Below are 24382 nucleotides of genomic sequence, written 5' to 3'. Positions count from 1 at the left end.
ACGTTTCCGCATTTTCTGTCATTCTTTTGCCCACAAGCATCAATCCCCTCAGAAAGCATGAGTCATGATCATCTCCGTCCCCAAGGAAATCAAGAACAACGAGTTCCGCGTCGCGATCACTGCCGCCGGCGTCCACGAATTCAAAGCAAACGGCCACGACGTGCTCGTGGAAACCGGCGCCGGCGCCGGTTCCGGCATCAGCGATCAGGAGTACGCCCTTGCCGGAGCCGAGATCGTCGAGACCGCAGAGGAGGCCTGGGCGCGGGCCGACATGGTGATGAAGGTCAAGGAACCCGTGGCATCCGAATACCGGCACTTCCGTGAGGGCCTGCTACTTTTCACCTACCTGCACCTTGCAGCGGAACCCGCACTGACCCAGGCGCTTGTCGAATCCGGTGTCACCGCCATCGCGTACGAGACCGTTCAGGAAGGCCGGGCACTGCCGCTGCTCGCCCCGATGTCCGAAGTGGCCGGCCGGCTCTCCGTCCAGGTCGGTGCGACCTCGCTCATGGCGCCGGCAGGGGGCAAGGGTGTGCTGCTCGGCGGCGTTCCGGGCGTCCGTCCCGCCAAGGTTGTCGTCCTCGGTGCAGGCGTCGCCGGCACCAACGCCGCGGCCATGGCGCTCGGCCTCGGCGCCGACGTCACCATCCTGGACATCAACATCAACCGGCTGCGCGAGCTGGACGCCCAGTACCAGGGCCGCCTGAAGACCGTAGCGTCCAACTCATACGAGATCGAAAAGTCCGTTATCGATGCTGATCTCGTCATCGGCTCCGTCCTGATCCCGGGCGCCAAGGCACCCAAGCTCGTCACCAACGACCTCGTGGCCCGGATGAAGCCCGGCTCGGTGCTCGTTGACATCGCCGTGGACCAGGGCGGCTGCTTTGAAGATACCCACCCCACCACGCACCAGGAACCCACGTACAAGGTCCACGAGACGATCTTCTACTGCGTGGCCAACATGCCCGGCGCTGTCCCGAACACCTCCACCTACGCCCTGACCAACGTCACGCTCCGCTACGCGGTGGCTTTGGCCAACTACGGCGTCAAGGGTGCTTTCGACCGGCTCCCCGCTCTCGCCGGCGGTCTGAACGTGGCGGCAGGCAAGGTCACCCACAAGTCTGTCAGCGATGCCCACGGGCATGACCTCGCCGACTGGCAGGACCTGGTAACGGTTTAAGGCATCGGCCGTGTCTGCCCGATAGAAGGCAGACACGGCCCGCTTCACAGGAAGGGAAAGCATCGAATGGCATTTCACCTGCAACCCAAGTGGCAGCCGCTGATTGGCCAGCCGGTCATTGTTAAACTTCAGGATGAGGAGATCCGGCGCGGAGTTGTCGATGCAGTCACCGACGATGATCAAATCCTGTGGCTCGACAGTGACGGCGCTGAGCCCCGCCGGCTATTTCACCGGGCAGACGGTTTCAACGTGTGGGTCGACTACAAGTGGGAAACCGAGAGGTTCAGCCGTTGCCCTGACTTCCAGCGGGAGGCTGCATCATGAGGGGCGGGCAGTCCAAGGCGGCTGGATACGTACAGCATCGGGAACGGTTTCACAGTGATAATGAATTGTCAGCAGCAATCACCAGGCTGCGTTCCCAACGGGACAACAGTGAAGCGTCAGGTGTTCTTGTCACCTGGCACGGCCCCTGGTCCTACACCCTGGAGCTCTGCCACCGGATTCCTCCCGGGCTCGTCTACGAGTGCATCGCGTCTGAACGACTGAATATGGCACTCTAATTCAGACCCGGCCTGACGGGCCGCGCCCATCAGCGCTCCCCCAGCAGGCTCGTAACCTCAACGACCGTCCTTTCCGATGGGCGCCAGGCACACGGTCCGCGCGAATGATGTGCCCGCAGTACATGTCGATCACCTGAACCGCCACGAAAATGGTCGAAGATGAACAGCCGCAAGCCCCTCCCCTACCTGGTGTGTCAGAGAGCGGGGAGCGCCACCGGCCCTGTGCAACCTGGCAACGACAAAGGAACCCTGATGTCCGAACTCACTGTTGAAAGAGCAGATCTCGGCATGGCATGGGCGGTCAAAGACAGCTTTGTCCGCTACGTGCAGTCCATGCATGACGGACGCATACTCTTGCGTGACGGTGCTGCCGTGACCAATACCCGGCAGTTCTATTTCCCGTTCAAGAGCCTGGACCAGTCTGCCGGTGACCACTTTGTGCTCCAGTTCGGTGGGGAGGCGCGCTTCCTCGCCCACCATGGGCTTATGTCGGTCGCAATTTGCAACCCAAAAATAGAAGTCGGGCCGGACGGGGCATGCCTGTCCATCGAGCAAGGAAACGAGACGGTGCAGCTCGCCGATCTCCGTTTGCCGGCGGTGTCGGTGGAAGACGGCGTAACCATGTGGGCGAATGTCCAGGTAGCGTTGACCAGCGCAGGAGCGGCTGTCTTCGCAGACAGCTACTCAGCCGGAGAGACCCTGGCTCCGCTGACCATGAGAGCACCATCCTTCGTGAAAGTACCGTGACGTCGTCTTTGAGGGAACCTGTTCGACACCGCTTGGGGCCGGTGCTGGGAAACACCTGAAGACACGGGTGCGTTTGTTTGTTGCAAGGAGCTCAAGATACGTAGGCGCTTCAACATACCTGGCCCTTCGCGTTTAGGCATGGTTCGTTTGTTTGATCCGGTAGGGGCGGTGGCCGCCGGCGGCGAGTAGGCATCTAAGTCTGTAGTTAGTGAAGTTGCGGAAGCCACGGGCGATTCTGCGGGTGGTTTCGATGACGCCATTTATCGCTTCGGTGGGTCCATTGGAGGCGCCGTTGGTGTCGAAGTAGGCCAGGATCGCTGCCTTCCATTGTTTGAGCGTCCGGCCCAGTCGTGAGATTTCCGGGATCGGGCAGGACGGGAACGAAGCGATCACTTCGTTGATTAGTTCCCTGCCTCGCTCGGGTCTGGCGTGGTAGATGTTGCGGAGCTTCTGGTAGCACTGCCAGGCCAGGGTGACCTCGTGGTGCGGGTCCCCGAGGGTGAGCTTCGCGTCGAGCCGGGCGGTTTGTTTGTCGGTGAGGTGTTCGGCGCCGACTTGCAGCGCCCGGCGGATGCCGTAGAGCGGATCGCCCTTGCGGCCGCGGTGTCCGAGGGTGTCCTGCTGGACGCGGCGGCGGACCTCATCGACCATGGCCGATCCGAGTTTTACGACGTGGAACGCGTCCAGGACGGTGATGGCTTCTGGCAATTCATCGCGGATTGCGTTCGCGTAGCCACGGAACGGATCCAGGGCCGCTGTCTTGATGCCGGTGGTGAAGGCGGCACCGCGCTCTTTGAGCCAGTCGGCGTAGGCCTTCCCGGACCGTCCTGGAACGAGGTTCAGCAACCGGGCGTGAACTATGCCGCGGGCGTCCCGTGTGTGGTCCACGATCCCGGTGACCATGCCGGATCCCGGCGGGCCCGTGTGTGACCAGACATGCTCGTCGACGCCGAGCGCGTTCACGCCGGCCAGCCGTTCCGTGATGCCGATGCGCCTGGTGGCCTCTGCCTTGATGGCGTCCCAGACGGTGTGCCAGGAAAAGCCGAGCTGATGGGCCAGGGCTGAAACGGAAGTGTCGAAACGCTGCAGCGCGTCGGTCGCCCATGCCACTGCCCGGGCGGTGAGTTTCGCCCGCGGCCCGGCCAACGGGTGTTCCTCGGTGAAGGTGTTCCCCCGGACAGTCCGGGTCGGGGCAGCGCCAGACGCGATTGGCCCACAGCAGCCGCACCGGACGACCGAAACACGGGGTGTCATGGAGACGAACCGGCCGGCGGCCGTGCCCGACCGCGACGACGCCGCAGCCCGGACAGCCACTGAGGGTTTCACCGGTTTCGACGTGCAGAACCAGGCCGTTGGCGGTTGCTGTGACGGAGTTGATGTGGAGGCCCTCGACACCGAGCAGCGCATCCGGCGCGCGTGCACCAGCGGCCACCGGAACAAGACATAGAGTTATTCATGTCAGGGTCTCTTTTGGGTGTTGGTTTGCTTGGCCGCAACCAATTCAAAGAGGCCCTGACCTTATTCCCACCGCACCACGCCGCACCGACAACATCCAATGCCCGGCGGGGACAGTCTCAGCCAGCACTAACCACGCTCATCTGCGAAGGGCCACATACCTGGCGCATCCGATCACGACGGATATGGCATGTTCCCGCCCCCTTGGAATGACTGGTGCCGGGGGCAGGAGGCGCGGCGCCGGATGTCCAGGACACGTCCAAGCCGCAACGGCAGCGCCGCCACACCACTTGGTCTACTGGGAAGCCACTGTTGCGGTCGTTCGGACCAGGTGGGCGAAGCGTCGTGCCATTGCCTCAGTATGCTCCCTCACAATCTGGTCTTGATTCTCGAACGCCTGCATACCATGCCCTGCCCGCTCCATGGCAACCGCGTCATTCTCGTCGACCAGGGATAGCCACTGGCGGTAGACCGCCGGCGACAGCTCAGGGTGAAACTGAACTCCCCACGACATTTCGCCTACCCGGAAAGCCTGATGCGGATATTGGGCGGTCATCCCGAGCCAGACCGCCGAAGGTGGCAGGTGGTCGATCATGTCCCCATGCATGGCCCCGGCGCAGAAAGGGCCCGGTAACCCGGCCATCAGGGGATCCCCGGCCGCCTCGGACCGTAATGCTACCTCTACGACTCCCGCCTCGAGGCCCTGGTCGCCCCTGGTCACCGTACCGCCGAAAGTCTGTGCCATCAGCTGAGCTCCGAGGCATATCCCAAGTGTGGGCTTCCTGTGGCTGGCAGCAGCTGCCATAAGGCTGCGGATGTGGGCAAGCCAGTGATAGACATGGTCGTCCAGCGAGCTCATGTCACCGCCCAGGACCACCAGGGCGTCCTCCCGAAGTATTTCCGGGATCACGTCGTCATTAAATGGCTGGACAATTCTGGTGGTTATACCCTCATCGTGCAGCCACAGGCCGAGACGGTCGATCGGGCAATAGGGATCCGGCTGTATGACGAGGGCCTGCAAAGTGCCGGCGCCTCGGGAAAGATCTGGCTGGTAGGTCATGCTCGAATTCCTTATCGGGCGATCGGAGTTTCCAATACTTCAAGGTAGCGAACGGCATCGCCGCGACCGCAGTGCCATTTGCACATGGAGATCCGAATGTGTGTGCTTGCAGAGCTGAGGCATTGGCGCTTCGGATGGCTGGGGTCGACACTATTCACACCATGGGACGGTCCTTGAACAGGAATTTAGTTTGGGCGGCCGTTGCCGTCACTGAAGAACCGCGCGCTGGCCTTCCCGCACCGCCAACCGTGCGGCAATGCCTGTGGGTAGCCAGTCTCCGGATTCTTCGAAGGAATGACCGATGAGCTGCTCTACGCGCTGGAGGCGTTGCCGGAGCGTGTTGCGGTGGATGTGCAACTTGGAGACCGTGTCCGCAATGGATCCCTTGTTGGATAGCAGCATGGCAACTGTTTCGGCCAACTGGGTTCCATTTTCTGCGTCGTAGCGCATGAGGGACCTGAGTTCAGCGAGCACGTCCTTGATCTCCGCAGACATCCCTTCCCCTACGAGCGGCACGTCCTGCAGATGTTCTATTTCGCTGAAAGAGGTGACCCGTCTCCCGGACGTCCTGGCAACCAGTTCTGTCCATGCCAGTGCGGTCTCGGCGTCGGAAAGCGCAGGCTGCAGGGAAGCGACATCGCGGGCCACCGGACCGAGGCCGGCGAAGGCTGAGACGCCGCGGTGTTCGTCGAGCTCAGAAAGAGTTGTCTCCAGCTTCGCCTTGATCTCCTCTCCCGTACCGGAGGGGGTATCAATAAAGAGCAGGCTGAGGGGTCCCTCCGTGAAGACGAGGGACCGTGGGCCGGCCAGTTCCTGCAGGTAGGGGGCAATGCGCCTGGACACCGCATCCGAGTCGAATTTCAGCCGTTTCACCCGTACCAGGACAGGCAGTGTGCGGCCCTTTGACCAGCCTGACTCCTCCAGAATGCGGGCGAATGTGCTCGTGCCGACGCTTCGAAGCAGGCGTGAAGCATGGGAGGAACCTACCGATTCCAGTTCTACTGCTTCAAACAGGGCGGCCAGTTGGGAGCAAATGGCGCTGAGTCGGTCAAGTTCCCTGGCGGAATAGCGGCGTGGACGGTAGCAGGTGACGATGCCCCGGGTGCTCGTCAGGCCGAAGGAAACAGATATCCGCTCATGTCCGGCGAAGTTGGATTCGATAAATTCGGAGGTTGCTGTTCGTGAGTGAGTGGTTCGAACCACTGTTCCGCTTCGCTCGCCCTTGTCCATTGCGATGGCAGTGGGCGGGGATGTGGCTGGACCACGACCGAAATATTCGATGACGCAACCGTCGGAGCTCATGTGCTTGAGGATCGACTGGGCGGCCACTTGAGCGCATTGCAGAACCGAAGTGGCGGAGTTGATCGGGAAATCTACAAGGAAATGTGCTGCTGCAGACTGACGCCGCAAGTCATCAACAGTCTCAGCCTGCAGCAGGCCGCTGGCAAGCAGCATGCCCACCTCGTCGGCAATCAGCTTTGACTCCCACGTGAAGGTTTCCTCGACATACGACCAGAGGCTGAATACACCCAGGAGCGTCCCGGTCGGAGCCACGATCGGGACTACCAGCATCGAGTTGAAATCTTCTTCCTGCAGTTCGCTGATGCTGACGAACCGCGGATCCTGCTGAATGTTTTTGTTAAGGACAACTGACTGCCGGGTAAGCCCCACCCAGCCGGTTACCCCCTCGCCGAGGCGAAGGGTGACCCTTCCAACTTGCTGGCTCTGCACTCCAGCGGTACCTGCACGCATAACAAGAACTTGTTCCTGTTCATCCCACAGGTAGACGAAAACCCCTGCTGAGTTTGTTGCCCTGGCAACCAGGTCCACTGCCCTTTGAGCAAGCGCGAGCGGATCGGGTCCTTCCATCATGAGCTGCGTGAGCTCAGACAGGGTATCTGCCCGGAGCTCTGCTATTTGGAGTTTTTGGCGATAGTCAGCCGGCAGGACCTCGTTCGGTTGCGGCGCCGCGGGCTCAGCAGGGGTATTCATCTTTTCAGCTTAGGAGGCTCATGCCCATGGAGGCCCGACTGAACTGCCTTGGCGCGTTGACGCCAATCCAGGCCGCCTCCTCCTCCGCGGATCCGATCCGGTACAAGGCGGCGTTGCGTTCCTCGGCAGCGTAGACCTGCACAAGTTCGCCTTCCGGCGGAAGCATCCCGTGTACCTGGACCTTTCGACCAAACTGCTCCGTCCATCCGTACGGAGCCTGTTCCAGTTCCATGGATTCGAAGCCGGCGAAGTATTCAGCCAGGGCTGCACCGTGCCGTTGCGCCTGAGTCCAACTCTCGAACCGCCGAAACGTTCCGTCCTCGGCCTGCCGTGCCGAAACGTCTCCGATAGCGAAGATCCCGTCAGCGATTTCACCGCTGGTCAGCAGCGCCTTCCCGTCGGCAGTGCAACGGACTCCGTTGGAAATGTCGAGGTCGCTGTAGGTCAGCCATTCAGTATTGGGCCGGGCGCCGACAGCGCTGATAACAAGGTCGGCGTGCAGGTCCAGGCCGCTGACCTGGACTGTCCATGCGGCATCGGTTTTCTGAATGGACTCCACAGCAACTCCAAAGTGGGTTACAACACCGGCCGAGTGCATCCATGCCTTTGCTTCTTCCCCCAGATGTCCTGAAAAGAAGCGCTGCATTGGTTGCGGAGCCAGATCCACTACGGTGACCGCAAGCCCACGCTGGGCCAGTGTGGAGGCGAGCTCCGCACCAATGGTTCCGGCGCCGATGATGATCGCACTGGCAGCCCCTGCATCCACGGCATTGCGCAGGGCGAGGGCATCCTCGGCGGTTCTCAGGCTGAGAACGCCTGCCGGCTCTTTTGGCAGTCTGATGGAACCGGCTCCGGATGCGATGACGACCGCGTCAGCCGCCACTTCTCCGAGCTTGTCCAGCAGAACAGTCCGCTTGTCAGGGAGCAGCCCGATCGCCTTTGCGTTGAGGATCGGCGTAGCCTCCGGCCACCACTCGGCCGGTTCGACGGAACCAGTGCCTAAAAGAAACTGCTTGGACAGCGGGGGCCGGTCGTAAGGCGCATTCGGGTCGGAATCTATGACGATAAATTCGCCTGCAAACCCAAGCTCACGGCTGCGTTCAATCAGCATCGCCGATGCAACCGAAGCGCCAATAATCGCGACCCGGTCTGGCAGATGTGTCACGACGCCGAAACCTCTGCGGCTTTTTCGCCGGCCTCGGTCGATTCCCGTTCAAGGATTGCCCGTTCAGGGCAGTTCCGGATGGCCTTGCGGACGTTCGGCTCGTCGCCGCTGTTTTCGCGGCCAGGAATGACGTGCGCATAGCCTTCCTCGTCGATCTCGAAGGTTTCGGGTGCCAGCGCCCAGCACCGGGCGTGGCCCTGGCAACGCCCTCCATCGACCCAAAGTTCTCCCATAGTGATCAAGCTCCAATCTTGAGGGTAAGCGGGCCGACGCCGTGCCACGGCTCGTCGTCATTCGCCCGTTCAAAGTGAGGGACAGCCTTCAGGAATTCCTCCATGGCAATAACCATCTCGGCGCGGCCAAGGTTCGATCCAAGGCACCGGTGGATACCGCCGCCGAAGGCCAGATGGCGGTTGTCTTCACGGTCAATCTTGATTTCATTGGGTTCTTCGTAGACCTCCGGGTCCCGGTTGCCCGCGCCGAAGACGAGCACGACGCGTTCCCCGGCCTTGATCTCCTGGCCACGGACAACTGTGTCTGCTTTTGCTGTGCGGGCCATGGCCTGGACCGGAGAAAGCGTCCGCAGGAACTCCTCGGCAGCTGTGGGGATCAGGTCCGGGTCTTCACGCAACTGCTGCTGGGCGTGCGGGTTGCCGGCAAGGTACCAAAGGGCGGACCGGATTGCCCAGGCGGTCGTATCCAGCCCGGCCAGGAAGAGCAGGTAGCAGTACGACAGCAGTTCTTCACGCGTGAGCTTCCGTCCCTTCACCTCCGCTTTCAGAAGCTGGGTGATCAGATCGTTGCTGGCCTCTGCTTCCGGTCCGGCCTTTTCCCGTTCGTCGAGAAGGCGGTCGAAGTAATCGTTGAGCTCGCGTCCGGCCGCGTAGGCCGTTTCAGGATGGGCCGTGCGCTCATAGATGATCTCATCGATCCACCGGTCGAAAATCGGCCAGTCCTGCTCCGGATATCCGGCCAGGCGGCTAAAGATGATTGTCGGCATCGGGCGGGCAAGCTTCGCCGAGACATCAACGACGTCGCCCGCCGCGAGGACCTCCTGGCAGAGCTGCCGGGCGGTCTCCCGCATTCCCGGGCCCAGCTTGGAAACATTCATGGGAGTGAACATCGGCAGCAGGATCTTGCGGAAGTCAGCGTGGGTCGGCGGATCGATGTCAATCGGGATAAGGGGGACATCGGTGCCGAAGGCAGGGAGGAGCATGGAGGGACCGACAGCGAAAGTGTCAGGATCCTGCTCTGCATTGAAGATGTCTTCGCTCTTGGTGATGTACCAAAAGCCCCCATACTTGTCGCTGTGACCGACAGGACCGTTGGCGAGCATGTCCTGGTAGTCGTCGAAAATGTTGTCGAGTGCCCGTCCGTGGAAGTCAAAGTCTGACTTGTTGTGGCTGAGCCCGCGCTCGGTTTCTGTGCTCATGAGAATTGCTCCTGAAGTAGTTGCTCTGACTGTGCGTGTGCCGCGGCCTTCTCCACGAGATCCACGAAGAGAGCCTTCTGGGCTTCGTCATAATCGACCATGTGTTCGGGATGCCACTGCACCCCGATCAGGCTGGCATCATCGGCTTCGATTGCCTCAATAACATCGCCTTCCCGTCCCACAATGCGAAGGGCTTTCCCGAGCCTTCCCAGGCCCTGGTGGTGGTAGCTGTTCACCGGGATGCTCAGGCCTTTAGCGATCCGGGCAAGTTCGGAATCAGGTTCCAGCTGCACCCTGTGCCACGGTTGGTGCGAAGGGTTGTCCTGCCAGTGCCCTCGGTCCGGGCTTACTTCCTGGACCAGGGTTCCGCCGCGAATGACGTTGACAAGCTGCATTCCCCGGCAGGTCGCCAGGACCGGTATGCCACGAAGCATGGCCTCGTTGTAAAGCTCGATCTCGAAATCGTCCCGGATATCGCAGACGTCATAGACCGTGTCGATCGGGTCCTCGCCATACAGTCGGGGGCTGATGTCGCCGCCGCCGGTGAGGATGAGCCCGTCGAACCCTTCAAGGGCCGCATCGGGGATTGTTGCCGTTGACGGAAGAATGGCAGGACGGCCGCCCGCGGCAAGGACGCCGTTGGCGTAGGCCATGTTCTGGACTGTTGAAGGCATCGGGCCGAAGGCGGTATCGACGGTTTGCCGAGCCGCTGAAATGGCAATAAGGGGCGCCCTCATGTCAGTAAACCAGCCAGCCACCGTCGACGTGGATGGTGGTACCGGTCACCCAGCTGGCCTCGTCGCTGGCCAGGAACGCGACGGCGTTGGCAACGTCGGACGGGCGGCCGATACGTCCGAGCGGCGTACGGTCAAGGAGGAACTTCACGGCCTCTTGGTTCTCCAGCACGGACTTGGTGAACGGGGTCTCGATGAAGCCCGGGGCAACAGCATTGACGCGGATCTTGGAAGCCGCGGTTTCGATGGCCAAAGCCTTCGTGAACATCAGGAGTGCACCCTTGGAAGCGTTGTAATGCACCTGGGGGTGCCCGCTGCTGGCGATGACGATATGGGCCTCGACTGATGTGATGTTGACGATGGCGCTGGTTGAATCGTCGCCTCGGGCGGCGGCGCCCTTCTCCAGCAGCGGACGTGCAGCCTGGCTGACCAGGAACGGGCCTGTGGAGTTCACGGCGAAGACCTGGTCCCATTCGGCAACGCCGAGGTCATCGAAGTTGCTGCCCTTGACGATGCCTGCGTTGTTGACGAGGGTGTCGAGCCGGCCGAACTTGGCATCGATCTCGGCCATGCCGCTGCCGACCGAAGCCTCGTCGGCGACGTCCATAACAACAGGAACCATTTCCGGGTGCTGGCCAACCAGGCGCTCGAGCGCGGCCTCGTCACGGTCGAGGGCTACGACGGTAGCGCCCTCCTTGAGCAGCTTTTCTGCGATGGCAAGGCCGTTTCCGGACGCGGCTCCGGTGACTGCGGCGATCTTTCCGGGGTGAGTAGTCATTGGGTGTTTCTTCTTTCTTGGTAAGGAAAATGGTGGATTGAACGCTTCTCAGCGCTGCACTGGGCGCTAGATTCGTTCCAGGTAACGTGCGATTTCGAAGTCGGTGACACTGGTCTGAAGCTTGCGGAGCTCCCAGCGCCTCGTCTGGACGTAGTGCGTGACGAAGGTTTCACCGAAGTACTCCTTGGCGACCTCGCTCTTCTCGAACTGTTCGATGGCCTGGCCGAGTGTTGCGGGGAGCTCCTTTACCTGGTGTCCCTCCTCCAGGGCGTATGCGTTGCCTACCACCCGCTTGGGAGCGGTCATCTTTGTGTCCACGCCGTGCAGGCCGGCGGCGATGCTGGCAGCGATGACCAGGTAAGGATTGGCGTCAGCGCCAGGTACCCGGTTTTCGATGCGCGCAGCACTGCCCGTTGACGGGATGGACCTGATGGCAACCGTACGGTTGTCCAGGCCCCAGGTGGCGCTGGATCCGGCCCATTGCCCGCCTTCGGTCCGCTTATAGGAGTTGATGGTGGGCAGGTAGAGGGCGGTAAGCTCCGGCGCCGTCTCGACGACGCCCGCCAGGTAGTTGTACCCGACGGCGCTCAGCTCGCCGGGCTCCTCGGCATTGGCGAAAGCTGACTTGCCGGATTCCGGATCCCAGAGACTCTGGTGCATGTGCCCGGAGGAGCCGGCCCACTCCGGGTTGATCTTGGCCATGAACGATGCCGTGTAGCCGGCTTCAGCTGCGACCTCCTTGACGGTGGCCTTAAGCCGGAGGGCGTTGTCCGCGGCTGCGAGAGCATCCGAGTAGTGGATGTTCATCTCGAACTGGCCCGGGCCGTTTTCGCTGTTGCTGGCCTCGATGAAAATACCCTGCTCAGACAGGCGGCGGCGGATCTCGCCGATGAGGAACTCGGTGCCTGTGTCCCTGACGAGGCTGTAGGTGTGGCTGCCAGCCGTGATGGGAGTCAGGTCACGCCAGCCGTTGGCGGCAAGCTCGGTTGGAGTCCCCTTGAACAGGTAAAACTCGAACTCGTAGGCGCAGACCGGCGAGTAACCGAGGTCTTCGGCTTTCTTCACAACCCGCTTAAGAATGCTCCGGGGACAGATCGCCGCCGGCTCGCCGGACATTTCGTAGGCATCGCAAATGACGGATGCGACCCCAGGTTCCCCCGGAACAACCTTCAGGGTGTTGAGATCCGGCAGCAGGGTCACGTCAGGGTAGCCCGAGTCCCACCCCGTGTAGCTGAGATCAGAAATGATCTCATCCTGAATGTCCCAGCCGAAGATGATGTTGCAGATGTTTGTGCCGCGCTCAGCGACACTTTCCAGGAAGTACCGGGCGGGGATGCGCTTGCCGCGCCACACACCGTCCAGGTCCACGACGCCCACTTTGAAGGTTTTGATGTCGTTTTCGGAGACGAACTTTTGCAGTTCGTCGTGGGCTGACCCTGCGGCGGTTTTATCCTGCATGTCGATTGCCTCGAGTTCTTGGAGGTCCTCCGGGACCTGTGTGATCGGATTCACTGTGTACCTCTTTATCCTCATTGATATCGGTTACTAAAGACACTAAATGCGGGGTCTCGCGGGCGTATGTGCAAAGTGCACATCATGATTGCCGGCTACATGCATTCGGTAAGCCACGTCACATTTGAGACCGCGTCCCTGCACTCAGGCCAAGGCTTTGTTGTGTTCCTGCCCGGTTCCAGGGGTGCGAAAATCCCCGGAACCGAGCGGGCAGGCAGGCTTAGTAGACGTCCTTGACGTAACGTCCTTCGCCTTTCATGGACTGCAGGTAGTCGTGCGCCAATTCGGGCGTCATTCCACCGTGGCTGATGAGCACGGCCAGCAAGGCTTCGTCAACGTCAGGTGCTATCTGTTTGCCGCCGCACACGTAGACCGAAGCACCGCCCGACAGCCAGGCAAAAACGTCTTCACCTTCCTCGCGGATCCTGTCCTGGACGTAGACCTTGCCCTGTTGATCCCGGGAAAACGCCAGGCTGAGCCGGTCCAGCACTCCATTGGTCTGCAGTTCTTCCATTTCATCCTGATAGAGCCAGGACGGCTTCTCGTGACGGTCCCCGAAGAGCAGCCAGTTCCGTCCCCGGGCCTGTGAGACTTCGCGCTCACGAAGGAAGCCGCGGAACGGGGCAATTCCGACGCCTGGGCCGATCATGATCACATCAGTTGAGCTGTCGTCGGGCAGGTGGAACTCGTGGGCCGGCAGCGGGAACACTTTCATGGCCGTCTTGGTTTCCGCGGCGGACTGGAGGAAACCGCTGCAAGCGCCCGAATGCCGGCGCCCGGCAGCCTCGTACCGCACGGAAGAGACCGTCAGGTGGACACGGTCACCGTCAGCAAGTGGACTGGATGCGATGGAGTAAGACCGGTGCTGCAAAGGCCGCAGCATTGGGATGAACTCGTGCGGATCAACATCTGTTGATCTCGTTTCCTGCAGGACGTCCAGCATGTCCCGTCCCCACAGCCAATTCTCCAACGCCAGGCGATCACCGGACTCGACGAGGTTCCGCACGGGATGATCGGGCGCGAGATCTTCAACCAGCCAGGCCACGATGCCCAGATGAGGCAGCCGAAGCTCATAGTCGTTTTGGAGGGACTCGCGTACTGTCTTGCCGTCGTTACCGAACACCTCGCTTCCCTCGAGGCCCAGAAAGGCGAGGAGGTCATCGACGAGCTCGCCGGAGTTGGCCGGGATTACGGCGAGTGAGTCACCCGGCCGGTAGTTGCGGCCGTCGCCGCTGACCTCCAGCTCATAGTGCCAGACCTCTTTTTCAGACTCCGGAGCGCTCAGGAGGCGGGCCTCGACGACAGTGGCCGTATCAGGTTCCCGGCGGGTGGTTTTGGGCTGCTCAGCGGGCGTTGTTCCCGGGGCGGAGGAGGCTTGCGGGGTTTTGCCTGGCTTCTTGGGAACAACTGTCTTGAAGGTCTCAAGCATGCCCTTGATCCACTTGCCCGACGTCAGGTCATAGTCGACATCGCAGTCAAGGCGGTCAAGGATCCGCTTGCCGCCGAGTTCGCCAAGACGTGTGTCAAGGTCGATGCCGGCCTTGCAGAAGTCTTCGTACATCGAGTCGCCAATGGCAAGGACCGCGAAGGGCACATCCTCAAAGAGGTCTGCGCCAGCGCTCTGAAGTTGATCCCAAAACGGTTGCGCGTTATCGGGCATGTGGCCGTTGTCGTGTGTGGCGGTAACGATCAGCAGCCGGTCCTTGCGCGCCGCATCTTCGGGGGTGAGCATGTCCAGGCTCATCAGCTCGGCTGCATAGCCCTGGGCGTTTGCCTTGTCCACGATCTTGGATGCCAGGAATTCTGCGTTCCCGGTCTGGCTGCCGTAAAGCACGCTCAGGGTCTGCACAGCACTGTCTGTTGCACCGGAAACTTCGGAAGAGATGCCTTGGTCGGTGCGGACCAGTTCCCCTGTCTCAGTTGTCACGATCAGTCCTTACAAAGACGGTTTTGAGTTCGGTGTAGGCCTCGATGGCTGCCTGGCCCAGTCCGCGGCCGATGCCGGACTGCTTGAAGCCGCCGAAGGGCGTTTGCATCCGGATCGAAGAGTTGGAGTTGACGGACAGAGCCCCGGATTCCACTCCCCGTGCTGTCCTGAGTGCCTGGCCTACATCGTTGGTCCAGATGGAGCCGCTGAGCCCGTAGATGGAGCTGTTTGCCAGGGCGATGGCTTCTTCCTCGGTGTCAAAGGGGATGACCGAGGCGATGGGGCCGAAGATCTCATCAGTTGCCACCCGGCTCTTGGGGTCCGGCGCAATAACGATCCGCGGTGCCATCCAGAAGCCGGGACCCTCCGGTGCCTCGCCTGCGGTGACAACGTTCAGTCCGTCACCGAGGAAGCTGGACACGGATTCGCGGTGGCTGGCCGATACCAGAGGGCCGAGATTTGTTGTGGCATCGAGCGGGTTACCGATCTTCAGGGCGCGGGTCGTTTCGATGAACCCTTCAACGAACTCGTCGAAGACTCCCCGCTGAACGAGAAAACGGCTGCGGGCGCAGCAGTCCTGACCAGTGTTGTCGAAGACAGACATAGGCGCCGCCTGGACGCACTTTGCAAGGTCTACGTCGTTGTAGACGATGCTGGCGGACTTGCCACCCAGTTCGAGGGTGACCCGTTTCATCGTCTTGGACGCTGCCTGGATAATCGACCGGCCGGTTTCGGTGGAACCGGTGAAACTGACCTTGTTAACGCCGGGGTGTTCGGCAAGGGCGTTACCGACGCGTGCCCCAGAGCCGGTGAGGACCTGCAGCGCGTCGCCGACGACGCCCAGTTCGTTCACGATTTGGCCAAGACGGACAGTGGACAGCGGGGTGAGGGCCGCAGGCTTAACGATTACGGCGTTGCCGCAGGCGAGGGCAGGTGCGATACCCCATGACGCGATCGGCAGAGGGAAGTTCCACGGGGAGATGACGGCTACGACGCCCATCGGCTCACGGAAGGTCATGCTGATGCCACCGTCGACGGGAATGGTGTCGCCGAGGATCTTGTCGATAATGCCCGCGTAGTACTTGAAGCATTCGGCTACTCCGAGCACTTCCTGCCGGGCGGCGGCCAGCGGTTTGCCCACGTCGGTTGATTCGAGCAAGGCCAGCTCGTCGGTGTGCGCGATGACAGCGTCCGCGATGGCCCAGAGGGCGTCACGGCGTTCGGCGATAGGCTTCCGCGCCCAAATGCTCTGCGCCTTCCGGGCACGCTCGACGGCCGCGTCAACCTCAGCCAAGTCGTACGAAGGGACTTCACCAATCAGTTCCTCTGTAGCGGGGTTGTAAACGGAAATAATGCTGCTCATACTCGGGTGCTCCTTCAGGAGAGTGGATTTCGTCAAAGATTCCTAGTCCCATGTGGAGTCTGGGAAGCTCCGTTGGTATCGAGCATGCCCGGGCTCCGGCCAGGGAGCGAGTGCGACGGGCACCACATCGATGTCAGGCATGTGCAACCTGCACACCGGGGTGACATGCGCCAAAACTGTGCATTGCGACCATGAGCGGTGGGGATAGTGTGCAGAGCTGACACAGCAGCGTGTAAGGAGCGACTTTAGGCTGTAACCCAGTTCACAGCAGCCGTGGCAAGGGGGCCACGACTGCAGTTGGATTTCAGCGGTGCTACTCATTTTCGCCCTGTCGAAAGCATCGTGAAATGACTAGGCTTCAAACGTCCGGGAGGGACGAATGGCAACTAATAATGTTCAATTTGAGCCGGTGGATGCCGGACCCAACGGACTCCTGACCCCCGACAAGTTACTCGGCCGCGGGCTAGGTGTCGGATCAATCGTGTTCATGGTTGTGGCTGGTGCCGCACCGATGACAGCTGTCGTGGCCGGCTGGCCTGTGGTGGTATCTGCCTCGGAAAGCACGGGCGGTCCACTGTTCTTCCTCATCGCCACGGCGATCCTGTTTCTGTTCGCGATTGGCTTCACGCGTATGACGCCGTTCGTGAAAAATGCGGGGGCCTTTTACTCCTACATACAGACTGGCCTCGGCCGGGGCATGGGGCTAGGGGCTTCCACCTTTGCACTGGGTACTTACCTGCTCCTGTTTCTTGCGCTGTGTTCATACTTGGGATCAGCGGCCCAGACCACTGTTCACGATCTGGGCGGCCCGGATCTGCCTTGGTGGCTGTGCAGTCTGGTGCTGATGGCGATCTGCGGTGCTCTTGCGTACCGGGACGTCGAGCTCTCCGCCAAGGTGCTGGGTGTGGTCCTGGTCATTGAAACGGTCGTTCTGTTGGCAGTAAACATCGGGGTGGTTGTCCACGGCGGTGCGGAAGGTTTGAGCGGTGACTCACTGTCCCCCGCCCGTCTGGGTGAAGGTGTCCCGCCGCTGGGCGTCATGTTTGCCTTCTTCTCATTCATTGGTTTTGAGGCCACCGCTGTTTTCCGCAACGAAGCGCGTGACCCCGACCGCACAATACCGCGCGCAACGTACATCGCCGTCCTCGCTGTCGGCATCTTCTACACGTTCACCGCATGGGCCATGCAGGCCGGTATCGGTGACAGCAACATCGTTGAAGTGGCTACGAATGATCCCACCAGCATCGTGGTCGGTTTGGCCGCGAAGTACGTCTCCCCTGTCCTGGCAACTCTCCTTCAAGTCTTCCTGATCAGCAGCCTCTTCGCCTGCATTCTCACGTTCCAGAACGTGCTGACGCGCTACCTGTTCACCCTCGGAACGCAGGGCGTGCTCCCCTCCGGGCTTGGCACGGTCCATCCCCGACACCGAGCTCCTTCCAGGGCCTCGTTGACTGTGTCGGTCGTGGCAATTGCCCTGCTTGGGGTCGAGGCGCTCCTCGGGCTAGACCCGGTGACGCAGGCGTACACCTGGTTTTCGGGATCAGCAACACTCGGCGTGGTGGTTCTGATGGCCCTCACGTCATTCTCGGTGCTCGTGTTCTTCCGGAGAAAGGCAACAGGAAAGCTGTGGGCCACGCTGTTTGCTCCCGCTCTTGCTGTGATCGGTCTCGGCGCGATTGTCTTCCTGGTCGTGCAGAACTTTGGGCTTCTTGTCGGCGGTGACCTGGCTGCAGGCATCCTGCTAACGGTCATGGGAGCCCTGTTTGTCGGCGGTTTGGTGACCGCACTGGTGATGCGCTCAAAACGGCCCGAAGCATACGCCGCGCTTCTGCCCCCGGTATCAAGCCAGGAGCACGAACCGGCCAAAAGCGAGAACTGCGCTACGGCGGAAAACAAGAGCTAACCCCCCGGGATTCCGGACTCGTGCCGGGCCCGAGGCACTGCTGTGGTGACCTCCAGAACGACGTCACCACAGCAGTGCCGAACCCGTTGATCTCTGATCACCCCACTTCTGGTCATACCTGACGGGGTCAACTCGATGGCCCGGCCTGCATCTTCTGAGGCCTGTGCAACACCGCCGGACCTCCACTGAGGCAAGCGACCATCTATCAGCCCTGGTACAAACGCCTCAGAAGGCTCGCCAGGACAGTAAAGGAGTATTCCATTTCTGAGAGCGCTCTGTTGAAGCAGACCATTGATAAGACATACCCGGTGGTCACCCATGGCCGGGGGGTCTACTTGTATGACTCAGCCGGTCTGCAGTACCTGGACGGGTGCAGCGGGGCCATGACTGCAAACATCGGCCATGGCGTAGAAGAAGTTGCAGAGGCGATGAAGGCGCAGTCATGCCGGGTGGCCTTTACTTACCGAACCCAGTTCACGAATGTGCCCGCCGAGGCCTTGGCAAGGCGGCTCACCGATCTGGCACCGGGAGACCTTGACTGGGCATTCTTCGTCAACAGCGGATCAGAGGCGTCCGAGTTCGCCATCCGGACAGCAGTCAGCTACTGGCGCGAAAGGGGGCTCCCGGGCAAAGTCAAAGTTCTCGGCCGGAACATCAGCTATCACGGCATGACCATGGGAGCCCTGTCAATGTCGGGACATGCAGCACGCCGCCCCGACTACGGGCCGTTGTTGCATGCGTTCTCCTTCGCCCCGCCGGCCTACGCGTATCGCTTCGCGCAGCCGGGCGAGAACGAAGAAGCATACGCGCTGCGGGCTGCGCAAGCCTTCGAAGATGCCATTCGGAACGAGGACCCTGGCACGGTCGCAGCAGTGATCGTGGAACCGATCGTTGGAGCCGCCGGCGGGGTCCTGACGCCTCCGGCTAGCTACCTCTCCCGGTTGCGCGAAATCTGTGACCGGTTGAATGTGCTGCTGATCATTGATGAGGTCATCACGGGCGTCGGGCGGACGGGAGATTGGTTTGCGAGTTCCTACGAGAACGTCGTCCCGGACCTTCTTCTCATCGGTAAAGGATTAAGTGCCGGTTATTCCCCTGTTGCCGGCGTCCTGCTCCGAGGCCATGTTGTCGAGGCGCTCAGGGAAGGCAGCGGTGTCGCTCCGTTCGGGCACACCTTTTCGGGGAATCCCCTGGGGGCAGCCACCTGCCTGGCGGTCCTGGACTTCATGGAACGCCGGAACGTCCTTGCAAACGTCCGGCAGCGGGGGAAGCAGCTCAAAGAAGGACTGCTCTCCCTGGCAGCCAGGTACCACTGCATGGCCGATGTCCGTGGCCGGGGCCTGCTGTGGGGCTTCGAGTTCGTTACGGACCAGGAAAGCAAGCAGGCGCCCGATCCTGCGCTCGGAGCGGCCAACACCTTCGTGCAGGAATGCCTCGCCCAGGGGCTTATTGTCTATCCGGCAGGCATTGCTCCGCTGAACAACGCGGTGATCCTGTCCCCGCCCTTGGTGATCAGCGAAGAGGAGACCCGGGTACTGCTGGCGAAGCTGGAGGAAGCCCTTCGCGCCATGGAACACCATGTTGAGCGGTGGGCCGCTGTGGATGACAGCCGGAGCGGATCCCGAGTTGGAAGCGGAAGCTGTCTTTAATCCCTGTCATTCCACCATGTGCCGACGCTGGTCACCTTGCACATAGTGGCCGTAAAGGCTGTTCCCTCCACACACTTTTGAAACTCTGCCAGGGCCGAAGATGGTCGAAGCGATCCATCTGCAAATGCCTAAACCCTCAAGGAAGCCAAGTGCCTACACCCATTCTTGCCGCCGTACTGGAAAAGCCCGGAACACCTCTCCAGATCCGCGAGCTGCTGCTGGATGATCCGGAGGACCATGAGGTCCTCATCCGGACGGAGCGAGTTGGCCTTTGCCACAGCGATCTGCACTACCTGAAGGGGGCCCTGGATATCTCCCTGCCGGCGGTCCTCGGACATGAAGTCGTAGGCATTGTCGAGCGCGTCGGCTCCGGCGTCACAAGAATTAAGACTGGAGACCGCGTCGTAACAACCGTAACCCCGTCCTGTGGCGCTTGCCGCAACTGCATCAGCGGGCGCCCGACCCAGTGCGAACGGGTCGACTCGATGCGTGAGCGGCAGCGGCCCAGACTCATCTCACATGATGGATCAAGCGTCGAGTCGCTCGGCGGTATCGGCGCATTTGCGGAGGCCTTCCTGGTGAAAGAGGCATCCGTTGCAGTGGTCGGCTCTGACCTGCCTCCCCAGGTGGCATGTCTTCTCGGTTGCTGCATCAGTACAGGAGTCGGCGCGGTCATTCACGGCGCAAAAGTAGGGCCAGAGGATACTGTCGCCGTAATCGGCTGCGGCGGCGTCGGAATAGCCGCCATCCAGGGTGCAAGGCTGGCTGGGGCTCGACGGATCATTGCCATTGACGCCGTGCCCGCGAAGCTGGAGCTCGCCCGCAACTTCGGTGCCACGGACACAGTTCTCTCATCACCTGACCCGACAGAAACACTCATCCAGGTCCGGTCACTTCTTCCCCAGGGTGTTAGCCATGCAATCGAGGCGGTCGGCCGCAGTGAGACAGCGGAACTCGCCTTTTCGCTCCTGAGCCCGAACGGAACCGCCAGCATACTCGGTCTCATGCCCACCGGGTCCGAACTGCGTATCCCCGCAGATGCACTCATCTACGGCGACCGACACCTCCAAGGCGCGTACATGGGTGCGAACAGGTTCCTCAGCGATGTCGACATGTTCACCGACCACTACCTGAACAATCGGCTGGATCTCGATGGAATGGTTACCAAAGAGCTGCCCTTCGACCGCATCAACGAGGGATTCGAAGCGATGGCGGATGCGTCGACGATCCGCGTCGTGCTGAACATGACCAACAGGCAATCGTGATCCAGATAACTGCGTAGATCGTTGCGGCGTCGGCCTGGTTACCGGTGATCGCGATCTTGCTTTGCGCCACAGCCGGGCCGGAACGAACGTTAGGCCGCTGCACAGCCTTCCGAACATGAACAGCAAACATCGGGGGCCAGCCCCTGCCGTCACTGGTTATGGACGACAAAACCCACAAACGAAACCAGAGGAGCAACCCTTAAATGACTGAAGGACTAGCCCAACTGACTGATATTGCCCCCGACCTCGTCGAGCAACGCTCCTTTGTCAATGGCACATGGCTGCAGCTCGAGGAAAACGGCCGCTACCTTACCAACCCAAATACTGGCGAACCCCGGCAGCCGATGCGCAAGACCGCAAAGGATGATGTCGAGCGGGCACTCGCGGCAGCAGCGACCCTTCACAGGTCCGGGAAACTTGAAGACATCAAACTCCCGGACCGCCTTGAGCTCTTGACGAAGGTAGCCGCGTCCCTCGATGCGAAGAGCGAAGAAGTCGCCCTCCAGGACAGCATCAACACCGGGGTTCCTATCCGCACCACCCGCCTGATTGCCGGTGCACTGGGTGACAGAGTCCGCGGAACTATTGCTGAAGCGGAACAGCTTGGTGAATCGGAGACCCTTGACCATGCCAGGTCTGTGGTCATCCTGCGCAAGCCCCTCGGCCCAGCCCTCATCGTCGGCCCCTGGAATGCCCCAACGTTCACCGTGGTCGGCAAGGTGGCGGCAGCCATGGCGGCCGGTTGCCCCGTCATCCTCAAACCCTCCGAGAACGCCCCCAGCGGTTGCCAGCTCTTCGCTGAGGCGATCGTGTCTGCCATGACCGAACTGGGATACCCGGGCGCCGCGTTTCAGCTGATTCATGGGAATTCGGAGACAGGAGCACTGCTGACATCGGACCCCAGGATCGAGGCTCTTTCATTTACGGGTGGCGATTCCGCAGGCCGGACGGTTGCGCAGGCTGCCGCGTCCAACCTGGCGGTCATGCAGATGGAGCTCGGATCCAACAATCCCGTGATCATTCTGAATGACGCCGACGTCAGCTCGGCGGCGCGGTCCATTGTGCAGGGCATGACGCGTCTCAACGGCCAGTGGTGTGAGGCGCCAGGCAAAGTACTGGTTGACGAGTCGATTCACGACCGTTTCGTTGAAGCTATGAAGTTTGAACTCAGTAAGCTTCGGGTCGGAAACGCCTTGGATGAGTCGACGCAAGTGGGTCCCCTGGCATTCCAGCGGCAGCGTGATGGCTTGAAAGCCTCAGTGAATCGGCTCCTCGAGCTGGGGGGAAAGCTCGTCACTGGCGGCGAGCTGCCGGGTCTTGACGGCTGGTTCATGGCACCGGGGATGATCGTCGGATGTGCCGCCGAGGCCGCCACGGAAGAGCTTTTCGGGCCGCTGGTAACGGTACATCCGGTGCATTCGGTCGAGGAGGCACTTGCCCATGCGAACGGCCCCGCAACCGGCCTGGATGCCTACGTATTCGGTGCCAATGAAGCAAGGGCCATCGAAGTGGGATCCCGTATTCGTGCCGGTGAAGTCCGCATCAACGGCACATTCATGAGCGACCTCGCCGGCAGTTCACGCCAGAGCTTTTGGGGCACCAGCGGTATCGGTGGCCACGGTCCGCAGTATGGCGTCCGCTTCTTCACCGGCGACCGCGTGGTTGGCGTGGACAGGACGGATTCCCCGCTCTAGGCGCCATATCCGACCCCAACAAGCGTAGGCCAGGCCCCGTGGGGGCCTGCGACAAACAGTCCGGGAACGTGACGCGTGGCTAAGACGGGGGTCCGCGTCCTCTCGGGAAAGCAGCAGGCCAGAGCCTGGCAACATGAGACGAGAAAGTCCTTCAATGACAGATACTTCAACGACAGATACGGTGCGGTTTTCACCGCTGAGTTTCCTTGAGGACGCCACAGCGGCGATCCCGGCCTATGGAAGCGACCTGGTCGATTTCCGTAGGGAAATGCACGCCGATCCTGAAGTCGGCCTGTATCTGCCCCGCACCCAGGCCCGGGTCCTTGAGGCACTCAAGGGACTCGACCTCGAAATAAGCCTGGGAAAAGCAGCCTCGTCCGTGGTTGCGGTACTACGCGGCGGGGCCACCCAGGCCCCCGTCGGGAGCCGTCCCACTGTACTGCTCAGAGGTGACATGGATGCCCTTCCTGTGGCAGAAAAGACGGGAATACCCTTTGCCTCGACTAATGGAGCGATGCATGCCTGCGGTCATGACCTGCATACAGCGGGCCTGATTGGTGCCGCCCGGTTGCTTTCGTCCGTACGTGACAGCCTGACCGGTGACGTCATCTTCATGTTCCAACCGGGGGAGGAAGGACATGAGGGGGCCCGCATCATGCTGGAGGAAGGCGTTCTTAACGCAGCCGGCAGGCGACCGGATGCTGCCTACGCCTTGCATGTCGTTTCGGACATCCCGTCAGGCGTGTTCACGACCCGTGCCGGCTCCTACATGGCTGCCTTCGGAGATCTGTCCGTCAAGGTTATCGGGCGTGGCGGGCACGGTTCACGCCCCTTCCAAGCTCTGGATCCCATACAGGTAGCTGCTGAAATGCTTGGCGCGCTCCAAACGTACATCACCCGGCGATTCAACGTTTTTGATCCCGTGGTACTGTCCGTGGGCCAATTCCATGGCGGTTCCGCCTCTAATGTCATACCTGATTCGGCGGAATTCAGGGCCAGCGTCAGGTCTTTCAGCCCCGGTGTCGAAGCGCGGCTCGCACAGGAGTTGCCGGATCTCATCCGGCAACTGGCGACTGCTCATCAACTGACAGCCGAGGCAACGTTCACTCCGGTTATGCCGGCCACCGTCAATCACGAAAGTGACGCCGAACTCTGGGGCAGGACCGCACGGACGTTCTTCGGAGAGCACCGGTTCGTGCCCAGCCCGTCCCCCAGGACCGGCTCTGACGATTTCTCCCGTGTCCTCGTGGAGGTCCCAGGAGCGTACGGGCACCTCGGAGCTGGGTCTCCAGATATCGACCCCATGGAGTGGGCCCCCATGCACTCGCCCAGGGCAGTGTTTGACGACAGTGTCCTCGTCGACCAGACACAATTTATGGCGGGCGTGGCGCTTGGAAAGCTCCAGGAGTTGGAGGTCCTGGGGTAGCCCCGGGCGCAGCTCGGAGGGCTTCCGGAGCGGCCCACGCCTCACTTGAGGCAGCGGACCTAGCAGGACCGGTCTCGAAGCCCCGAATGGATGGCAGTTCAACCACTATCAGATTGGTACACCCAACGTGACGTCAGCGCCCCATCCGGGTCCTGTCACAATAGAGTCCTCTTCTTTCCTTCCTGACAAGGACACGAGTGGGTCCTGGAATGCAATCTGACACATGGGGGCGAAGACGTTCTCCCCTTTGGAGCGCACAGCCCACCCATGGACCACTTCCGCCTTACCCCTGGCACCCGTGGCGCAAGCTGCTAACTCATGCCTACCATCCTTCTTACCGTTGGCCCGGTCGTCCTGGCGGGGTCGATGCAGGCGTGCGAAAGAATGTGCCGAGGCCCAGGGCTGATGGAGTTCAGTACCATCTGAAGACCAGACACTGTTAGCAATAGGGGTGGGTCCGAGAACGTTGCCTCATATGACCAATGAACCCCTCCGTGACTGATCAGGACCCATCTCACTAGATCTGACCGTCTTGCCGGA

General features: G+C 61.2%; 18 protein-coding genes and 1 pseudogene. 8 read left to right on the top strand and 11 right to left on the bottom strand.

The features are described from left to right. Positions 1–64: 64 nt before the first annotated feature. The 3 genes from ald (at position 65) to QRM57_RS14595 (ending at position 2487) form a co-directional block, all read left to right on the top strand. Positions 65–1180, top strand: a complete 1116-nt coding sequence (ald, locus tag QRM57_RS14605; protein WP_166183130.1) for an alanine dehydrogenase — start codon at positions 65–67, stop codon at positions 1178–1180. Positions 1181–1246: 66 nt separating this feature from the next. After that, positions 1247–1504: a hypothetical protein gene (locus tag QRM57_RS14600; RefSeq protein ID WP_133830829.1), complete on the top strand. Its 258-nt coding sequence runs from the start codon at positions 1247–1249 to the stop codon at positions 1502–1504. 488 nt (positions 1505–1992) lie between these two features. Beyond that, positions 1993–2487 carry an HtaA domain-containing protein gene (locus QRM57_RS14595; protein ID WP_242703048.1) on the top strand — a complete coding sequence of 165 codons (495 nt, stop codon included), beginning with the start codon at positions 1993–1995 and terminating at the stop codon, positions 2485–2487. A 132-nt stretch (positions 2488–2619) separates the two neighbouring features. Here the strand turns inward: QRM57_RS14595 and QRM57_RS14590 are convergent. The 11 genes and pseudogenes from QRM57_RS14590 to QRM57_RS14535 all read right to left on the bottom strand — a co-directional run bounded on the left by QRM57_RS14590 (position 2620) and on the right by QRM57_RS14535 (position 15905). Beyond that, positions 2620–3944 (bottom strand): annotated as a pseudogene (locus QRM57_RS14590) (ISL3 family transposase). Between the two features lie 293 nt (positions 3945–4237). Further along, positions 4238–5002: a type 1 glutamine amidotransferase gene (locus QRM57_RS14580; RefSeq protein WP_133830830.1), complete on the bottom strand. Its 765-nt coding sequence runs from the start codon at positions 5000–5002 to the stop codon at positions 4238–4240. Between the two features lie 207 nt (positions 5003–5209). Then, positions 5210–6994, bottom strand: coding sequence for a helix-turn-helix domain-containing protein (locus QRM57_RS14575; protein ID WP_133830831.1), 1785 nt, complete (start codon positions 6992–6994; stop codon positions 5210–5212). A 4-nt stretch (positions 6995–6998) separates the two neighbouring features. Continuing rightward, on the bottom strand, positions 6999–8159 hold the full coding sequence (locus QRM57_RS14570) for an NAD(P)/FAD-dependent oxidoreductase (RefSeq protein WP_242703047.1): 1161 nt from the start codon (positions 8157–8159) through the stop codon (positions 6999–7001). Next, positions 8156–8392, bottom strand: coding sequence for a ferredoxin (locus QRM57_RS14565; protein ID WP_133830832.1), 237 nt, complete (start codon positions 8390–8392; stop codon positions 8156–8158). The genes QRM57_RS14570 and QRM57_RS14565 overlap by 4 nt, the downstream gene beginning before the upstream one ends. A 5-nt stretch (positions 8393–8397) precedes the next feature. Further along, complete coding sequence (locus QRM57_RS14560) at positions 8398–9591, bottom strand: cytochrome P450 (RefSeq protein ID WP_133830833.1); 1194 nt, start codon at positions 9589–9591, stop codon at positions 8398–8400. Beyond that, entirely contained in the window at positions 9588–10328 is a 741-nt protein-coding gene (locus QRM57_RS14555; RefSeq protein ID WP_133830834.1) for a gamma-glutamyl-gamma-aminobutyrate hydrolase family protein, read from the bottom strand. The genes QRM57_RS14560 and QRM57_RS14555 overlap by 4 nt, the downstream gene beginning before the upstream one ends. Position 10329: 1 nt before the next feature. Next, the gene (locus tag QRM57_RS14550; RefSeq protein WP_133830835.1) at positions 10330–11103 is read right to left on the bottom strand and encodes an SDR family NAD(P)-dependent oxidoreductase; all 774 of its coding nucleotides are present in this window, start codon (positions 11101–11103) and stop codon (positions 10330–10332) included. A 66-nt stretch (positions 11104–11169) separates the two neighbouring features. Further along, the gene (locus tag QRM57_RS14545) at positions 11170–12615 is read right to left on the bottom strand and encodes a glutamine synthetase family protein (protein ID WP_243835349.1); all 1446 of its coding nucleotides are present in this window, start codon (positions 12613–12615) and stop codon (positions 11170–11172) included. Between the two features lie 220 nt (positions 12616–12835). Continuing rightward, positions 12836–14542, bottom strand: coding sequence for a diflavin oxidoreductase (locus QRM57_RS14540; protein ID WP_133830836.1), 1707 nt, complete (start codon positions 14540–14542; stop codon positions 12836–12838). Then, positions 14532–15905, bottom strand: a complete 1374-nt coding sequence (locus QRM57_RS14535; protein ID WP_133830837.1) for an aldehyde dehydrogenase family protein — start codon at positions 15903–15905, stop codon at positions 14532–14534. Before QRM57_RS14535 ends, QRM57_RS14540 begins: the two co-directional genes overlap by 11 nt. A gap of 379 nt (positions 15906–16284) precedes the next feature. Between QRM57_RS14535 and QRM57_RS14530 the strand changes: the two genes are divergently transcribed. From QRM57_RS14530 to QRM57_RS14510, 5 genes are all read left to right on the top strand, one after another. Beyond that, entirely contained in the window at positions 16285–17808 is a 1524-nt protein-coding gene (locus QRM57_RS14530) for an APC family permease (RefSeq protein ID WP_133830838.1), read from the top strand. A gap of 308 nt (positions 17809–18116) precedes the next feature. Then, entirely contained in the window at positions 18117–19457 is a 1341-nt protein-coding gene (locus QRM57_RS14525; protein WP_207605890.1) for an aminotransferase family protein, read from the top strand. Positions 19458–19606: 149 nt separating this feature from the next. After that, positions 19607–20722: a Zn-dependent alcohol dehydrogenase gene (locus QRM57_RS14520; RefSeq protein WP_166651676.1), complete on the top strand. Its 1116-nt coding sequence runs from the start codon at positions 19607–19609 to the stop codon at positions 20720–20722. Positions 20723–20925: 203 nt separating this feature from the next. After that, on the top strand, positions 20926–22416 hold the full coding sequence (locus tag QRM57_RS14515; RefSeq protein ID WP_207604505.1) for an aldehyde dehydrogenase family protein: 1491 nt from the start codon (positions 20926–20928) through the stop codon (positions 22414–22416). Positions 22417–22570: 154 nt separating this feature from the next. Beyond that, positions 22571–23842 carry a M20 metallopeptidase family protein gene (locus QRM57_RS14510; protein ID WP_133830840.1) on the top strand — a complete coding sequence of 424 codons (1272 nt, stop codon included), beginning with the start codon at positions 22571–22573 and terminating at the stop codon, positions 23840–23842. Positions 23843–24382 lie beyond the last annotated feature (540 nt).

The organism is Arthrobacter sp. fls2-241-R2A-172, assembly GCF_030208885.1.
GTDB lineage: Bacteria > Actinomycetota > Actinomycetes > Actinomycetales > Micrococcaceae > Arthrobacter.
The sequence above is the reverse complement of the archived record's forward strand: the minus strand, read 5'-3'. Positions and strand labels throughout refer to the sequence as shown.

Bases quoted from the DNA above. Each gene is read 5' to 3' on its own strand.
- ald (WP_166183130.1), top strand. From the start codon at position 65: ATGATCATCTCCGTCCCCAAGGAAATCAAGAACAACGAGTTCCGCGTC.
- QRM57_RS14600 (WP_133830829.1), top strand. From the start codon at position 1,247: ATGGCATTTCACCTGCAACCCAAGTGGCAGCCGCTGATTGGCCAGCCG.
- QRM57_RS14595 (WP_242703048.1), top strand. From the start codon at position 1,993: ATGTCCGAACTCACTGTTGAAAGAGCAGATCTCGGCATGGCATGGGCG.
- QRM57_RS14580 (WP_133830830.1), bottom strand. From the start codon at position 5,002: ATGACCTACCAGCCAGATCTTTCCCGAGGCGCCGGCACTTTGCAGGCC.
- QRM57_RS14575 (WP_133830831.1), bottom strand. From the start codon at position 6,994: ATGAATACCCCTGCTGAGCCCGCGGCGCCGCAACCGAACGAGGTCCTG.
- QRM57_RS14565 (WP_133830832.1), bottom strand. From the start codon at position 8,392: ATGGGAGAACTTTGGGTCGATGGAGGGCGTTGCCAGGGCCACGCCCGG.
- QRM57_RS14560 (WP_133830833.1), bottom strand. From the start codon at position 9,591: ATGAGCACAGAAACCGAGCGCGGGCTCAGCCACAACAAGTCAGACTTT.
- QRM57_RS14555 (WP_133830834.1), bottom strand. From the start codon at position 10,328: ATGAGGGCGCCCCTTATTGCCATTTCAGCGGCTCGGCAAACCGTCGAT.
- QRM57_RS14550 (WP_133830835.1), bottom strand. From the start codon at position 11,103: ATGACTACTCACCCCGGAAAGATCGCCGCAGTCACCGGAGCCGCGTCC.
- QRM57_RS14535 (WP_133830837.1), bottom strand. From the start codon at position 15,905: ATGAGCAGCATTATTTCCGTTTACAACCCCGCTACAGAGGAACTGATT.
- QRM57_RS14530 (WP_133830838.1), top strand. From the start codon at position 16,285: ATGGCAACTAATAATGTTCAATTTGAGCCGGTGGATGCCGGACCCAAC.
- QRM57_RS14515 (WP_207604505.1), top strand. From the start codon at position 20,926: ATGACTGAAGGACTAGCCCAACTGACTGATATTGCCCCCGACCTCGTC.
- QRM57_RS14510 (WP_133830840.1), top strand. From the start codon at position 22,571: ATGACAGATACTTCAACGACAGATACGGTGCGGTTTTCACCGCTGAGT.